The following is a 17,317-nucleotide window of genomic DNA, read 5'->3' as shown; positions in this document are numbered from 1 at the left end:
AAGGAATATTAACTAGCCCTTTAGCTTTTCATCTTTAAAAAATTCATCAATTATTTTCTCAGCCATTCTTTTTTCAATACTAGATTTAAGTATAAGTTTAATTACAATTATAATTAACTTGCTTGTATCCTCTTTATTTTTATCATTATGCTGACAATCTAAGCTTTTTTCAAAAGCTAACTTAAAATCCTCTGTCTCTTTTTTTTCTATATCTAAAAAATTATTATAAATATCGTTTAAATCTACTTTGCTATCTTCTGATTTATTTATATCTTCAACTATAGGAGCAAATAGTTCTTGTATGTCATTTATAGATAAAATCTGCTTTAAGTAATATGTTAGTATGATTAATACCATATGTTGCCTAGAGTATTTTTTCTTTTTGGGAGGCATTAAAATTCCAGCCTTGGTATAATTATTTATCATTGTTTTAGTAATAGCTGTGTCTTTCTCATTTCTTTTTAAATGAGAAAACTTATCATCAATAAAAGTAGTTACTTGATCCATATATAAATCTATATCAGGTATGCCCGAAAATTCTAACTGTTCAAAAGAACAAACTTCTTCTAATAGCTTTTTTAAGGATTCATTATCTATATTCAATTTCATTATCCTCCTAATTCTATAACAATTTAAAAATATTGTGACACAATATTTTTTTGAGAGGACAATTGACAGAGGACAGAGGACAATGAAGGTAAGTTTTCTTCCTTTCGTGGAAAACTAATTTATTTTAAAGTTTATTTTCATAACGCAAAATAAGCTTGAAATTTATATATATTAGCAATGTTTCACTTTAGTGAAACGAGTCATCAAATATTTAATTGAAGATTTTTCGTAGCAAAGCGGAGAAAAATCATCCTTCACTGTCCTCTGTCAATTGTCCTCTGTCCTCTTAAAAATAATACTAACATTATATCATAATGAGTAAATGGGGTGCTATTCAATTAATATGTACCGATAATTTTGCTTATTATTGATTATAATTTTTCAATAAAGTATAATTATTGTTAGTGCCTAATAAAAGAAAGTAAGGAAAAACAAGAGAGGTAAGGTTATGGATAAAGATATAAAGATACTTGCTATAGAAAGTAGTTGTGATGAAACTTCGGCAGCGGTAGTGGTTAATGGTAGAAAAGTTTTATCAAACATTATAGCATCTCAAATAGATATACATACTAAGTTTGGTGGAGTTGTACCAGAGGTAGCTTCAAGAAAACATGTGGAGGCAATAGCTGTAGTAGTTCAGGAGGCGTTAGATAAGGCTGGTGTTACTTTACAGGATATAGACGCTGTAGGGGTTACCTATGGACCGGGATTAGTAGGAGCATTGCTGGTAGGACTACAGTATGCTAAAGGATTAGCATATGCTATAGGAAAACCATTAATAGGTGTAAATCATATTGAAGGACATATAAGTGCTAATTTTATACAATATGAGGATTTAAAACCTCCATTTGTATGTTTAGTTGTATCAGGAGGACATACATTTGTAGTGTATATGAAGGATTATGGAGATTTTGAAGTTATGGGACAGACAAGGGATGATGCAGCAGGTGAAGCATATGATAAGGTTGCTAGAGCTATAGGACTTGGATATCCAGGAGGACCTAAAATAGATAAAATATCAAAGGAAGGAAATCCAGATGCTATAAAATTTCCAAGAGCTAGATTTCAAGATGGTGAATCTTTAGACTTTTCATTTAGTGGGCTTAAGTCAGCAGTACTTAATTACTTAAATCAAATGGAAATGAAAAAACAAGAAATAAATAGAGCAGATGTAGCGGCTTCTTTTCAAAAGGCAGTGGTAAGTTTTTTGGTGGACAATGCAATGAAGGCTTGTAAGTTGAAAGATGTAGATAAAATTGCGGTGGCAGGAGGAGTTGCAGCTAATACCTGTCTTAGAGACACTTTAATAAAGGAAGGTAATAGTAAGAATATAAAAGTTTTATTTCCTGAATTTATATTGTGTACTGATAATGCAGCTATGATAGGAAGTGCTGCTTATTTTGAATATATTAAAGGAAATGTAGCTCCATTAAATTTAAATGCCGTACCTAATTTAAAACTTGGCGAGAGATAGTGTTAAATTATAAGAATAATGGATGAAAACAGGGAGATTTACTCAAGTTAATTAAACTTAAGTAAATCTTTTTTGTATACTTAAAAATGTAAATTTAACAATGATGATGTATATTTATGCATTGAGTAGCTGTAGTTAAGACATATTTATTATTTTTTTTGTGTAGGATGGAACGTAATGTGTACCAAGTAGTGTATCAGTTATTGACGTGTAATCGTTTAAATATTTACACGAATTTTCTATATTGAGTAGTATTAATGACGGGAAAATGATATATATACTATACTTTATTAAATATATGTGATATACTACATATAAAATAAAGTATATATTGTATGATTATATAATAAATTACAATACTTTTATATAAATAAAAAATTATAATAATTATTCTTATAAAAGAATGATAAAATAATTTGAAATTTGAATGTCAAAATAAGCACTTTATTCATATATAGTTTCATACCAAAAGTTTTTACTAGAAAATGCAAGTAATTTTTTTTTGCAATGCAATTGAAATAATTTTAATACTTATATATAATAATATTATGTTGTTAAAATTTATAAGAAATTATTAATAAATATTCAAGTAAGTACGATTTTTATTAAAAAGGGGCTGAATGATTTGGTTAAGAAATTTAAAAGAGTTCTTGTAGCAAATAGAGGTGAAATTGCAATAAGAATCTTTAGAGCGTGTCAAGAACTTGGTATAAGAACAGTAGCAATATATTCTGATGAAGACAAGCGTTCTTTATTTAGAACAAAAGCAGATGAAGCTTACTTAATCGGAAAAAATAAGGGACCTGTAGAAGCATACTTAAATATTGATGAAATAATAAATCTTGCACTTAAAAAAGGTGTTGATGCTATACATCCGGGATATGGTTTCTTATCTGAAAATGCTGAATTTGCAAGAAAATGTGAAGAAGCTGGAATGGAATTTATAGGACCAACAGCAGAAATGATGGATAGTCTTGGAGATAAGATTAAATCCAAAATAGCAGCTAAAAATGCAGGAGTAGCAACTATTCCTGGAGTTCAAAAACCCATTGAATCTGAAGAAGATGCTGTAGAATTTGCAAGAGTATGTGGATATCCAGTTATGTTAAAAGCAGCTGCTGGCGGCGGCGGAAGAGGTATGAGAATAGTACTGGATGAAAAAGATCTTATAGAATCGTATAAGAGTTGTAAAAATGAAGCTAAAAAAGCCTTTGGTATAGATGATATATTTATTGAAAAGTATGTTCAAAATCCAAAACATATAGAAGTACAGGTACTTGGAGATAAGCATGGTAATATAGTACATTTATATGAAAGAGATTGTTCCATACAAAGAAGACATCAAAAAGTTATAGAATTTACTCCAGCAATAGCACTTTCAGAAGAAAAAAGAAATGTTATATGTCAAGATGCATTGAAAATTGCTAAGTCTGTAGGATATAGAAGTGCAGGAACATTAGAATTCTTAGTAGACAAGAATGGAAATCATTATTTTATAGAAATGAATCCTAGAATACAAGTTGAGCATACTGTAACTGAAATGGTTACAGGAATAGATATTGTACAAAGTCAAATATTAATAGCAGAAGGTTATGAATTAGGAAGTAAAGAAGTAGGAATTGATTCTCAAGATGATATAAAACCAAGAGGATGTGCTATTCAATGTAGAATAACAACAGAAGATCCTTCTAACAATTTTGCGCCAGATACAGGAAAAATTGATGTATATAGAACAGGGTCTGGTTTTGGAATAAGACTTGATGGTGGTAATGGATTCACTGGTGCTGTTATCAGTCCTTATTACGACAGCCTTTTGGTTAAAAATACATCATGGTCAAGAACTTTTAAAGATGCAATAAGAAAATCCATACGTGCAGTAAAAGAAACTACTATTTCAGGAGTAAAAACTAATGTAGATTTCTTAATAAATGTTCTTAATCATGAACAATTTGCACAAGGAAAATGTGATACTAATTTTATAGCTAATCATCCAGAATTATTTGATATATCAGCATCAAGTCCAGATGAGGAATTGAGAATATTGAAATTTATTGGAGATAAGGTTGTCAATGAAACTCGTGGTCAGAAAACAGAGTTTGACGTTCCTGTAGTTCCAAAAGTTAAAATAGAAGAGCCTTTAGTAGGTACAAAGCAAATATTAGATGAAAAAGGAGCAGAAGGATTAGTTGACTGGATTAAAAATCAAAATAAATTGCTTTTAACAGATACTACAATGAGAGATGCTCATCAATCACTTATGGCTACAAGAATGAGAACAAAAGATATGGTGAAGATAGCAAAAGCTGAATCTGTAATTGGAAAAGATCTGTTTTCAGTAGAAATGTGGGGAGGGGCTACATTTGATGTTGCCTACAGATTCTTAAAAGAATCACCATGGGATAGACTAGAGCAGTTAAGAAAAAAAATGCCTAATGTATTATTCCAAATGCTTATTAGAGGTGCTAATGCTGTAGGATATAAAAATTACCCGGACAATGTTATAAGAGAATTTATAAAACAATCAGCACAATCAGGTATAGATGTATTTAGAATATTTGATTCTCTTAACTGGCTAAAGGGAATGGAAGTAGCTATAGATGAAACATTAAAGCAAGGAAAAGTTGCAGAAGCTTGTATGTGCTATACAGGAGATATTTTAGATACAGATAGAGATAAATATACTTTACAATACTATATTAACTTGGCAAAAGAAATAGAGAAAACAGGAGCTCATATTCTTGGAATAAAGGATATGTCAGCGCTTTTAAAACCATATGCAGCACTTAAACTTATAAGAGCGTTAAAAGATGAGATATCTATACCTATACATCTTCATACTCATGATACTACAGGTAATGGTGTAGCAACAGTTCTTATGGCAGCACATGCAGGAGTTGATATCGTAGATACTGCACTTAATAGTATGTCAGGACTTACAAGTCAGCCAGCATTAAACTCAGTAGTAGCAGCACTTAAGAATACTGAAAGAGATACAGGTATAGATCTGGATGGCTTACAAAAGTTATCAGATTATTGGGCTGCAGTAAGACCTGTATATCAACAATTTGAATCAGGCTTAAAGACTGGAACAGCAGAAATATACAAATATGAAATACCAGGAGGTCAATATTCTAACTTAAAACCACAAGTTGAAAGTTTTGGACTTGGTCATAGATTTGAGGAAGTAAAAGAAATGTACAGACAAGTAAACCACATGGTAGGAGATATAGTAAAGGTTACTCCATCATCTAAAATGGTTGGTGATTTAGCTATATTTATGGTTAGAAATGATATAACACCTGAAACTATATTAGATAAGGCAAAAAATATGACTTTCCCTGATTCTTCAGTAGCATTCTTTAAAGGAATGATGGGTCAGCCTATGGGAGGGTTCCCTAAAGATCTACAAAAGGTAGTATTAAAAGGAGAAGAACCTATAGTATGCAGACCAGGAGAAATGTTGCCTCCAGAAGATTTTGCAAAAATAAAAGTTCATTTAAAAGAAAAGTTCAAGATGGAACCAACAGACAGAGATACAATAAGTTATGCAATGTATCCTGATGTATTTGAAAGCTATTTAAAATATGTAAAAGAACATGGCGATTTAAGCCGTATGGGAAGTGACATATTCTTCCATGGATTAAGAGAAGGAGAGACTTGTGAAGTTGAAATAGCTGAAGGAAAAGTATTAATTGTTCAACTTCTTGAAATAGGAAAAATTGATTCACGTGGAAATAGAATAGTAGTATTTGAAATAAACGGAAATAGAAGAGAAGTAAAAATTAAAGATAAGGTTAGCAGCAGCAGAATTGAAAGTGCTGGTGAATCAATAGCTATGGCAGATCCTGATAATGAAAAAGAAATAGGAGCAAGTATTCCAGGAAATATAGTAAAAGTACTTGTAAAAGAAGGAGATGCAGTAAAAGAAGGTGAAAGTTTAGTTGTAATTGAAGCTATGAAGATGGAAACTAATATTGTAGCTGCAACTTCAGGAACAGTTGAAACTATATTTGTTAGCCAAGGCAAACAGGTTGAATCAGGACAATTGTTAATTAAGCTTAAATAGTGTAAAAATAACTCTGCCTTAAAAGGGCAGAGTTATTTTTTATATGAAGGAGATGAATATTATGGATTTGAAAAAATTAGTAGAAGAGAATATGAAGGAAATAATAGACATAAGAAAACAACTTAATGCAAATGCTGAATTATCCTTTGAGGAATATAAAACTAGTAACATAGTAAAGAATTTTTTGGAGAAGCTAGATATAGATACAAAAGTTTTATTTAATACAGGAATAGTGGGAAACTTAAATGAAGGTGAAGAAGCTATTGCTATAAGAGCTGATATGGATGCTCTTCCTGTAAATGGGGTATCACATGCATGTGGTCATGATTACCATATGGCTGTAGTTTTAGGATGTGCTTTAGTTCTAAAGAAATTAGGCTATGATAAATGTGTGAAATTCATATTTCAACCTGGTGAAGAAGGAACAGGAGGAGCAGCGCCTATGATTGAAGAAGGCGTACTTGAAAATCCAAAGGTTAAATACATAATAGGACTTCATGTATGGCCTAATTTGGAGGTTGGAAAAATAGAGGTTATATCGGGACCTTCCATGGCTTCAGTGGATGACTTTTTCATAACCTTTCATGGAAAAGGAGGTCATGCTGCAATGCCTCATTTATGCAATAATCCAATATATCCAGCATTAGACCTTATACAAACTATGAATACTAAAACGCGCTTAGAAAATAACCCATTAGATCCATTTGTAATTACATTTGCTTCAATTAATGCAGGTGACGCACCTAATGTAATTGCTGATAATGCGGAAATATCAGGTACAGCAAGAACCTTTAACAAAAATATTAGAGAAAGTATTAAGAAGGATATACAGGATTTATCTAAGCTTTGCGGAGAAAAATATAATTGCAATGTATCCATAAAATATCAAGATGGATATCCTCCTTTAATAAACGATAAAGATTTTACAGATAAATTCATAGAAAGTGCCAAGATTACTTTAGGGGAAGATAATGTGCTTCCACTTGAGAAAAGTTTTGCAGCAGAAGATTTTTCATATTTTGCAGAGAAAGTTCCTTCCATACACTTTAGGTTAGGTATATGTAATGGAAAACAAGGAGATAAAGCATTACATTCTAGTAATTTTGATGCAGATGATAAGGCTTTATATTATGGAGTATATTCAATAGTGAAATTTATATTATCCTTGTAAAAAGTATTAACTATGTTTTATTAAAAAAGCTGATTGCTTAATGTAATCAGCTTTTTGGATATAATTGTGAACTACGTATAAATTATATGATATAATAAATTACATTAAGTAGTATAAATTTTAATTGTGAAATTAAGGATGTGAAATGCCGTGGAAAACCTAGGTTTAGTTCTTGAAGGTGGTGGAATGAGGGGAGTTTACACCTCTGGTATATTAGATTTTTTTATGGATAAAAATCTATATTTTCCATATGTTATAGGGGTTTCAATGGGAGCTTGCAATGCAGCCTCATATATTTCTAAACAAAAGGGAAGAAATAAAATAATAAACATAAACTATGTTAATGATAAAAGATACTTAAGTTATAGAAGATTATTATTAAAAAAGGAATTATTTGGTATGGACTTTATCTTTAAAGACATTCCTAATAATTTAGAAATCTTTGATTTTGATACTTTTTATAATGCTAAAGAAAAATTTGTTATAGGTGTTACAGATTGTAATTCAGGCAAACCTTTGTATTTTGAAAAAAACCAGTGTAAAGATCAGGTGCTAGAAGTAATAAGAGCATCCAGCAGCTTACCTTTGCTAAATTCTATAGTTAATTATGAGGATTTGCAATTACTGGATGGAGGCATATCAGATCCAATACCGATAAAAAAGTCTATGCAGGATGGCAATTCTAAAAATGTAATAATTTTAACTAGAAACAAAGGATATGAAAAAAAACCTTTTAAATTTAAGCACTTATTAAAAATTGCATATCCAAAGTACACAGGATTGATAAAAGCCTTGATAAATCGTTATAAAATATATAATGAAACGATAAAATATATAGAGAAGCTTGAAAAGGAAGGAAAGGTTTTTATAATTAGACCAACTGAAAAATTAGAAGTAAGAAGAGTAGAGAGAGATAAGAATAAATTGAATTACTTATATGAGCAAGGATATGAGGAAGGAAAAAGGAGCTATGACAAATTAAAAAAATGGATTGAAATAAAGTAAACTTGAAAGGAGAACAGAAAATATGGAATTAGAAATAGGTAAAGTTTATGAAGGGTTTAAATTAGTAGAGAAGAAAGATATTAATGAAATTAACTCTACAGGAATTTTATTTGAGCATGAAAAAAGTGGAGCTAGATTATTTTACTTGAAAAATGAGGATGATAACAAAGTTTTTTCTATAAGTTTTAGAACTCCTCCAAAGGATAGCACAGGAGTTCCGCATATACTAGAGCATTCTGTATTGTGTGGTTCAAGAAAGTTTCCTTTAAAGGAGCCTTTTGTAGAATTAATAAAAGGTTCTATGAATACCTTTTTAAATGCATTTACATTTCCAGATAAAACTATGTATCCCGTAGCTAGTAGAAACAATAAAGATTTTTTGAATTTAATGAATGTTTATTTAGATGCAGTTTTTTATCCTAACATATATAAATATAAGGAAATTATGATGCAAGAAGGATGGCATTATGAACTAGAGAACAAGGATTCAGAAATTTCATATAAGGGTGTTGTATATAATGAAATGAAAGGTGCATTTTCATCACCTGAATCTATATTATTTAGAAAAATTTCTGAGTACCTATTTCCTGACACACAGTACGGAGTAGAATCAGGAGGAGACCCAGATTTTATACCTAACTTAACACAGGAACAATTTTTAGCTTTTCATAAGAAGTATTATCATCCATCCAATAGTTATATTTATTTATATGGTGACATGGACATTATTGAAAAGTTAAAGTTTTTAAATGAAGAATATCTTAAGGATTTTACAAAGGAAAATGTAGATTCAGAGTTATTATTTCAAAAGCCTTTTGAAAAAATTCATGAAAATACTATAAAATATCCTATATCCAGTACTGAAAAAGAAGAAGATAAAACATTTTTGAGTATGAATTTTTCTGTTGGAAATGCCACAAATACTGAAATATATCTTGCTTTTGATATACTAGAACATTTACTTTTAGAAACACCTTCTGCACCATTAAAAAAGGCATTGATTGATGCTAAAATAGGAAAAGATGTTTTTGGTTCTTTTGAAGGTGGTATTCTTCAACCTATGTTTAGTATAATTGTTAAAAATTCTAATGAAGATCAAAAAGAAAAGTTTATAAATATAGTTAGAGATACTTTATCTAAGCTTGTAAAGGATGGAATAGATAAAAAGCTTATAGAAGCATCTATAAATATAAAAGAATTTCAACTAAGAGAGGCTGACTATCAAGGATATCCTAAAGGACTTATATACAGTATGAAAGCTATGGATAGCTGGCTATATGATGAAAAACCATGGATTCACTTGGCATACGAAGATACTTTGAGTAAAATAAAAACATCCTTACAAACAAGATATTTTGAAGATATTATAGAAAAGTATATATTGAAAAATAATCACGGTTCTGTTTTAATTGTAAAACCGGCTAAAGGATTAGAAGAAGAGAAGGAAGCAGCAATCAAAAAAAGGTTAAAGGAGTATAAGGAAAGCCTTTCAGATAAAGAAATAGAAGAACTTATTAATAATACTAATGAATTAAAGAAAAGACAGGTAACTCAAGATTCTCCAGAAAATTTAAAGAAAATACCACTTCTTTCAATAAAAGATATTGATTTGAAAGCTAAAAAAATTAGTTTAGTTGAAAAAGAAGAAAATGGAGTTAAAGTACTTTATCATCCTGAGTTTACTAATGGCATAATATATATGAATATGTATTTTGACACAGAAGGTGTTAAAGAAGAAATGCTGCCTTATATATCAATACTAAGTACTGTAATAGGAAAATTAAACACTGAAAAATATCAGTATGAAGATTTAGTAAAAGAAATTAATATTTATACTGGTGGTATAAGATATGCAGCAGAAACTTATTCTGAAAAAGGAGACTCGGAGAAATTTTATCCTAAGTTTGTTGTAAAATCTAAGGTGCTTACAGGAAATATATCTAAACTAGCAACTTTGCTTGGAGAAATAATAGGCCATACTAAGTATGATGATTATAAACGTGTCAAAGAGATAATCCAAGAAACTAAATCACGTTTAGAGATGATAATGTTTGAAAAAGGTCATATTGTATCAGCAAGTCATTTATTTTCCTATTTTTCACCTATGGGTAAATATGATGATATAATAAGTGGTCTATCATTTTATAAATTTATAGCTGACTTGGAGAAAAATTTTGATGAAAAAGCTGAAGAAATCAGTAATAGCTTAAAAGAAGTTGCTGAAACTATTTTTAATAAAAATAATTTAATAGTTAATGTTACTTCAGATGAAAAAGACTATGAAACTTTCGCAAAGGAGCTTCCTTTAATTTGTCAGGAAATTGGAGACAATAGAATAACAAAAGTTGAATACAAATTTGAATTTGGACCTGAAAATGAAGGGTTGATGACTTCTGGAAAAGTTCAGTACGTAGCTAAGGCTTATAATTTTATAAAGCTTGGATATTCGTATACAGGAGGCTTACTGGTATTAAAAACTATAGCAAATTATGATTATCTATGGAATAAAGTACGTGTTCAAGGTGGTGCTTATGGAAGCTTTGCATCATTCCAAAAAAATGGTAATATGTTCTTTACATCTTATAGGGATCCGAACCTAGAAGAGACTATTAATGTTTATGATAATGCAGGAGAGTTTTTCAAAGAATTTAATGCAGATGATAGGCAGATGACAAAATATATTATAGGAACAATATCAGATTTAGATTTTCCATTGACTCCTTCTATGAAGGGAGAACGTGCAGCTGAACACTATATTAAACATATTAAATACGAAGATATACAAAAGGAAAGAGAAGAAGTACTAAATGTTAAAATAGATGATATAAAAGGATTTGGAGAAATGATATCCAGTGCAATGAAAAAGAATTATGTATGTGTTATAGGTAACGAAGAAAAAATAAAACAGAATAAATCACTATTTAATAATTTAGTAAATTTGTTTGAATAAGTATTTTATACTGTTAATTTAGAAGGAGCTGTTACATTAGGAAATTTACATACAATATAGTATGAGATTTATTCTTAGTGTGACAGTTCCTTTGTTTTATAAAAAATGAAATTAAGTTATTTTACGAAAATCAATATACAGAATAGTAAGACAATGTTAAAAATTTCATTGAGGTATATTGGAAAATGTAGTATATTATATATGAAACCGGTAACATATTTTATTTGTGTATTTAACTTAAATTTACTAATTACTTCGTGGTAATTGTGAAAATTTGTAATTATCCTATAGAAATGAGGAGAAATTAAAGTGCCAGCAACAATAAAAGATATTGCGCAAAAGTCAGGTGTTTCGCTAACAACAGTATCAAGAGTTTTAAATAACTCAGGATATGTTAAGGAAGAAACTAAGAGAAAAGTTTTAAGTGCAATAAAGGAATTAAATTATACTCCTAGTGCAATAGCTAGGAGTCTATCTAAGAATAAAACTAATACCATAGGGGTAGTGATACCTGAAATAAATAACCAGTTTTATGGTGAAGTTATAAAAGGTATTAGTGAAGTTGCAGTTGAGTATAATCAAAATATAATACTCTGCAATACTGATAATGATATAGAGAAAGAAGTAAGGGCATTAAAAGTACTTAAAGAACAAAGAATACAAGGTATAATAATTGCACCAACTTCTGTTGAGGATGATTTTAATAGTGAATATTTAATCACTATTGAGCAGCTAGGTATCCCTATAGTGTTAGCAGATGGACATGTAAAATATGCTGATTTTAGTGGAGCATTTGTGGATAATATTAAAGGTGCATATGAATCTACGGAAGCTTTAATAAAGGCTGGACATAAAAAAATTGCAATAATTACAGGAAGAATGAATTCTGATGCAGCACAAAATAGGCTAACAGGATATAAAAAAGCTTTAGCTCTAAATAATATACCTTTTAATGAAAGGTATGTATTTAAAGGTGATTATGGGGAAAGATTAGCTTATGAACTTACAAAAAAAATGTTATTAATGGAAGATAGACCAACAGCAGTGTTTACTAGCAGCAACAAGATGACTATTGGATGTATAAAAGCACTTACTGAAGAAGGCCTAAAAATACCAAAAGATATAGCTTTAATTGGATTTGATAGAATTGATATTTTAAATTCCTTGGGAATGGATATCAGTTTTGTTGATGGACCTACAACGGAGTTAGGTAATATAGCAATGAAAATTCTTATGGAGAATATAAAAAATATAGAGAATTTTAAAGTGAAAAAGATTACAATTGCACCTAAGTTAGTCTTAAAAGGTTCAGAAAGGTTTGTAAAAAAGTAAATTATTAAAAAGTATCTTACAAGTAATTAAAAAAATTTGATATAATAAATTTTGGAGAATTTTTATGTGGAAGCGGTTACTCTTTGTTGTGTAAATTTTAAAATTTATATTTTTAATATAATAGATAAAGATATAATTTTTTTAAAATAATTTTTAAATCAAATAGAGTTTAGGAGGTATAGTACAATATGACTTTGGAAGAAAACATAAAAGAAGCATCAAAGTATATACTGGAAAAAACAACACATAAACCAGAAATAGCGCTTATTTTAGGTTCAGGTCTTGGTGCTTTAGCAGATGAAATAGAAAATGCAGAATATTATCCTTATAGTGAAATTCCTAATTTTCCTATTTCAACTGTACAAGGACATGCTGGTCGATTAGTTGTGGGAAATTTAAAAGGAAAGACAGTTATAGCAATGCAAGGAAGATTTCATTACTATGAAGGATATGCAATGCAAGAGGTTACATTTCCCATTCGTGTTATGAAGCTTTTAGGAATTAAAACATTAATAGTTACTAATGCTGCAGGAGCCGTGAATGTGAATTATAAGCCTGGAGACTTAATGCTTATAAAGGATCATATTAATCTATCAGGAAATAATCCTTTAATTGGAAAGAATTTGGATAGCTTTGGAACTAGATTTCCTGACATGTCAGAAGCATATAATAAAGAATTAAGAGAAAAAGTAAAGAAGATATCTGAACAACTTAATGTACCACTTCAAGAAGGTGTATATGCTTGCATGAGTGGACCAACTTATGAAACACCAGCTGAAATTAATATGATACGAGTTTTAGGTGGAGATGCTGTGGGAATGTCTACAGTACCTGAAGTAATAATAGCTAATCATAGTGGAATAAAAGTCATAGGGGTTTCTTGTATTACCAATATGGCTGCAGGAATATTAAAACAGCCATTGAATCATAAAGAAGTAATGGAAACCTCAGAAATTGCAAGAGAAAAGTTTGTAAAACTTATGAAAGGTATTGTAGAATCAATTTAAAAAATGTAATTTATGAAAAGTAAAAATATCTTTTAATTGAAGGGAGGGCACTGGTTACAATGTTATTAGGGTTGGTAACCAGAAAAATTAATGGAAAAAGTAATTGAAATGGTTGGGATAACCAAAGTTTTTCCAGGAACTATTGCAAATGATAATGTAAATTTTGAATTGCTGCAGGGAGAAACACATGTATTATTAGGAGAAAATGGAGCAGGAAAAACCACACTTATGAACATACTTTATGGTTTATATCAACCAGAAAAGGGTGAAATACGTGTAAATGGTAAAGAAGCAAAAATTACAAACCCAAATGATGCTATAAAGCTTGGTATAGGTATGGTGCATCAACATTTTATGTTGGTTAGCAATTTTACAATAGCTGAAAATATTGTTTTAGGTATAGAACCTAAAAAAGGCTTAAAAATAGATATAGCTAAAGCTTGCAAAGATGTAAAAGAAATTGCTGATAAATATGGTTTCAATATAAATCCAAAGGATGTTATAGAAGATATCTCTGTAGGTCAACAGCAAAAGGTGGAAATATTAAAAGCTTTATACAGAGGAGCTGATGTCTTAATATTGGATGAACCTACTGCAGTACTTACTCCACAAGAAATAGAAGAATTAGGCGTTATTATAAATAATCTTAAAGCAGAAGGAAAATCGGTAATACTTATAACTCACAAATTAAAAGAAGTTATGAAAATGAGTGATAGAGTAACTATAATAAGAAGAGGAAAAGTTACAGGAACAGTTAATACTAAAGAAACTAATATAGATCAATTAGCAGAACTTATGGTAGGTAGAAAAGTAACCTTGGTAGTTAATAAGAAGGAAGCAAAAGTAGGAAAAGAAATTCTAAATATAGAAAATATAGAAGCAAAGGACCATAGAGGTATAATGGCAGTAAAGGGCGTAAGCTTAGCGGTTAGAGCAGGAGAAATAGTTGGTATAGCAGGAGTAGATGGAAATGGCCAAACGGAACTTGTGGAAGTTTTAACTGGACTTAGAAAACCGGAGTCAGGAAAGATAACATTAAATGAAATAGATATATCCGGTAAATCTCCAAGAAAAATTGCAGATTCTGGTGTAGGTCATATTCCAGAAGATAGACAAAAAAGAGGACTTATATTACAATACTCTTTATTTGAAAATGCCGTACTTGGTACTTATCATAAAAAACCGTTTAGTAAAGGTATAGTAATGAATTACAATGAAATACGTACGTATTGTAAAAATATTATAGAAGAATTTGATGTAAGAACTCCAAATGAAGAAGTTACAGCAGCATCACTTTCAGGAGGAAATCAACAAAAGCTTATAGCAGCAAGAGAAATAGCAAAGGATCCAGAACTTTTAATTGCATCTCAACCAACAAGAGGTATAGATGTAGGAGCTATAGAATATATACACAAAAGATTGGTACAGGAAAGAGATAAGGGAAAAGCTGTACTTTTGATATCACTTGAATTAGATGAAATATTAGCTTTATCAGATAGAATAGCTGTTATGTATGATGGAAATATAGTTGATATACTAGACAGAAAGGATGCAGATGAGAAGAAACTAGGAATTCTTATGGCTGGAGGAACCTTAGATAAGGAAAAGGAGGTAAAAACCGTTGAATAATAATAAAATAAAACAGTCAGTGATAAATGCTGTAAAAAGTTTAGCATTCCCTTTATTTTCAATAATTGTTTCGTTTTTTGTAGCAGTATTTTTTGTAATGTGGTCAAAAGGATATGGAATAGGAGATTACTTTACTGCACTAACAGATTTAATTGGTACTATAATAAGTGGAAGTTTTGGAGATACTGCTAAAAGTTTAGAAACAATGGTGTTTGTAACACCTTTAATATTTACAGGAGTAGCAAATGCAATTGCTTTTAAATGTGGACTATTTAACATAGGAGTTGAAGGACAGTTTACAATGGGACTTATAGCTGCTGCTATAGTAGGTTTGATACCTGGATTAAGCCCATGGGTACATGTTCCTCTGATATTACTTTCAGGTATTATAGGAGGAGGAATCTGGGGAGCAATACCAGGTTACCTAAGAGCGAAGTATGGAACTAGTGAAGTTATAAATACAATAATGATGAATTATATAGCTTTAAATGTAGTTAATATTATAGTCCTTAGAACCCCTATTGGTGTTGCATCAAAATCAGCTACACCAATTATACAGCAAAGTGCTCAACTATTAAGATTTACTGGTTCTAGTAGAGCAAATATAGGACTTATATTTGCACTTATATGTGCTGTCTTTATATATTGGTTACTTTGGAAAACGACTATAGGGTATGAAATAAGAGCAGTAGGTTTAAACCCATTAGGAGCAGAATATGGCGGAATAAATGTAGCAAAGAATGCAGTATTAGCAATGGTTTTATCAGGAGCTATTGCAGGTATTGGTGGAGCATGTCACTTGGCAGGAGTTATGTATAATGCAACAGATTTAATGGCTAACATCGGATATGGATTTGATGGTATGGCAGTTGCTCTTTTAGCAAAAAGTAATCCAATAGGATGTATACCAGCAGCTATATTATTTGGAGCATTAAACAGCAGTTCAAGAATACTTCAATTGAATTCAATACCAAAGGAAATAGTTTATTTAATTCAATCAATTGTAATCATATTTGTAGCCACAGACTACATAGTTAAATACTTGGAGAATAGAAAGAGAAGAAAGGGGGTAATTGCAAATGGATAAGGTAACACTTATTATAATAATACTAGCATCTACCCTAAGAATGGCAACACCTTTAATATTTGCAGGCCTTGGAGGTGTATTTTCAGAAAAATCAGGAGTTGTAAATATAGGACTTGACGGTATGATGACAATAGGTGCTTTCTTCGCAGTTTTTGGTTCTTATGCTACAGGAAGTCCTTTAATGGGAATTTTATTTGCAGCAATAGCAGGTGGTCTTTTAGCTTTGATACATGCTTTTTTAAGTATAACTTTAAAAGCAGATCAGATAATATCAGGTACTGCTATAAATTTGTTTTCAACAGCCTTTGCTAGTTTCCTTATATTTAAAATATTTAAAAAGGGTGGTCAAACAGATATAGTAACAGGACTTCCTTATGCAATACCCGCAGCTGTAAAGGGTATTCCTGTAATAGGACCATTTTTGGCAGGATTAAACTGGTTTGTGGTACTTGCAATAGTGCTTGTATTTGTAGCAAACTTTGTATTGTTTAAGACTCCTATAGGACTTAGAATAAGAGCAGTAGGAGAACATCCAAGCGCAGCAGATACACTAGGTATAAATGTTTATAAAGTTAGATATTCTTGTGTAATACTTTCAGGAATACTTGCAGGTATAGGAGGAGCTGCTTTGTCAATAGGTATGACTCCAGTTTACAAAGAAGGAATGGTAGCAGGACGTGGATTTATAGCACTAGCAGCTATGATATTTGGTAACTGGAAACCAAAGGGAACTATGTGGGCATGTTTACTATTTGCTTTTGGTAATGCTTTAGAAATAAATGCTCAAAGCCTTTCACTAAATATACCAACAGAAATTTACTCAATGATACCTTATATATTAACAATGCTTGCACTTGCAGGTTTTGTAGGAAAAACTACAGCACCAGCTGCAGATGGTGTACCATACGAAAAGGGACAAAGATAAAAAATAATCCACATTGTGAATAATTAATTACTCACAATGTGGATTTAATTTTATTAAGTTTT

Annotated in this window: 11 protein-coding genes; 10 read left to right on the top strand and 1 reads right to left on the bottom strand. The window is 30.4% G+C overall.

What is annotated here, in order from left to right; genetic code table 11:
* Positions 1 to 12 precede the first annotated feature (12 nt).
* Positions 13 to 603, bottom strand: a complete 591-nt coding sequence (locus Ccar_RS18730) for a DUF1836 domain-containing protein (protein WP_007061851.1) — start codon at positions 601 to 603, stop codon at positions 13 to 15.
* A gap of 454 nt (positions 604 to 1,057) precedes the next feature.
* On the opposite strand from Ccar_RS18730, the gene tsaD reads away from it, so the two are divergent.
* The 10 genes from tsaD to Ccar_RS18680 all read left to right on the top strand — a co-directional run bounded on the left by tsaD (position 1,058) and on the right by Ccar_RS18680 (position 17,255).
* On the top strand, positions 1,058 to 2,083 hold the full coding sequence (gene tsaD, locus Ccar_RS18725) for a tRNA (adenosine(37)-N6)-threonylcarbamoyltransferase complex transferase subunit TsaD (RefSeq protein ID WP_007061852.1): 1,026 nt from the start codon (positions 1,058 to 1,060) through the stop codon (positions 2,081 to 2,083).
* Between the two features lie 625 nt (positions 2,084 to 2,708).
* Positions 2,709 to 6,149, top strand: a complete 3,441-nt coding sequence (locus Ccar_RS18720) for a pyruvate carboxylase (RefSeq protein WP_007061504.1) — start codon at positions 2,709 to 2,711, stop codon at positions 6,147 to 6,149.
* A 61-nt stretch (positions 6,150 to 6,210) separates the two neighbouring features.
* Positions 6,211 to 7,320 carry a M20 metallopeptidase family protein gene (locus Ccar_RS18715; RefSeq protein WP_007061505.1) on the top strand — a complete coding sequence of 370 codons (1,110 nt, stop codon included), beginning with the start codon at positions 6,211 to 6,213 and terminating at the stop codon, positions 7,318 to 7,320.
* Between the two features lie 150 nt (positions 7,321 to 7,470).
* Entirely contained in the window at positions 7,471 to 8,325 is an 855-nt protein-coding gene (locus Ccar_RS18710; RefSeq protein WP_007061506.1) for a patatin-like phospholipase family protein, read from the top strand.
* A 22-nt stretch (positions 8,326 to 8,347) separates the two neighbouring features.
* On the top strand, positions 8,348 to 11,275 hold the full coding sequence (locus Ccar_RS18705) for an insulinase family protein (protein WP_007061507.1): 2,928 nt from the start codon (positions 8,348 to 8,350) through the stop codon (positions 11,273 to 11,275).
* A gap of 309 nt (positions 11,276 to 11,584) precedes the next feature.
* Entirely contained in the window at positions 11,585 to 12,607 is a 1,023-nt protein-coding gene (locus Ccar_RS18700; protein ID WP_007064366.1) for a LacI family DNA-binding transcriptional regulator, read from the top strand.
* Positions 12,608 to 12,795: 188 nt separating this feature from the next.
* Positions 12,796 to 13,614, top strand: a complete 819-nt coding sequence (locus tag Ccar_RS18695; protein ID WP_007061509.1) for a purine-nucleoside phosphorylase — start codon at positions 12,796 to 12,798, stop codon at positions 13,612 to 13,614.
* A 90-nt stretch (positions 13,615 to 13,704) separates the two neighbouring features.
* The gene (locus Ccar_RS18690; protein WP_007061510.1) at positions 13,705 to 15,243 is read left to right on the top strand and encodes an ABC transporter ATP-binding protein; all 1,539 of its coding nucleotides are present in this window, start codon (positions 13,705 to 13,707) and stop codon (positions 15,241 to 15,243) included.
* Positions 15,236 to 16,330, top strand: a complete 1,095-nt coding sequence (locus tag Ccar_RS18685; protein ID WP_007064367.1) for an ABC transporter permease — start codon at positions 15,236 to 15,238, stop codon at positions 16,328 to 16,330. Before Ccar_RS18690 ends, Ccar_RS18685 begins: the two co-directional genes overlap by 8 nt.
* Positions 16,323 to 17,255 (top strand): ABC transporter permease, encoded by a 933-nt coding sequence (locus Ccar_RS18680; RefSeq protein WP_007061513.1) that lies wholly within the window; start codon positions 16,323 to 16,325, stop codon positions 17,253 to 17,255. The genes Ccar_RS18685 and Ccar_RS18680 overlap by 8 nt, the downstream gene beginning before the upstream one ends.
* The last annotated feature ends 62 nt before the right edge of the window (positions 17,256 to 17,317 follow it).

The sequence above is a fragment of the Clostridium carboxidivorans P7 genome (assembly GCF_001038625.1).
GTDB classification, from domain to species: domain Bacteria; phylum Bacillota; class Clostridia; order Clostridiales; family Clostridiaceae; genus Clostridium_AM; species Clostridium_AM carboxidivorans.
The sequence above is the reverse complement of the archived record's forward strand: the minus strand, read 5'-3'. Positions and strand labels throughout refer to the sequence as shown.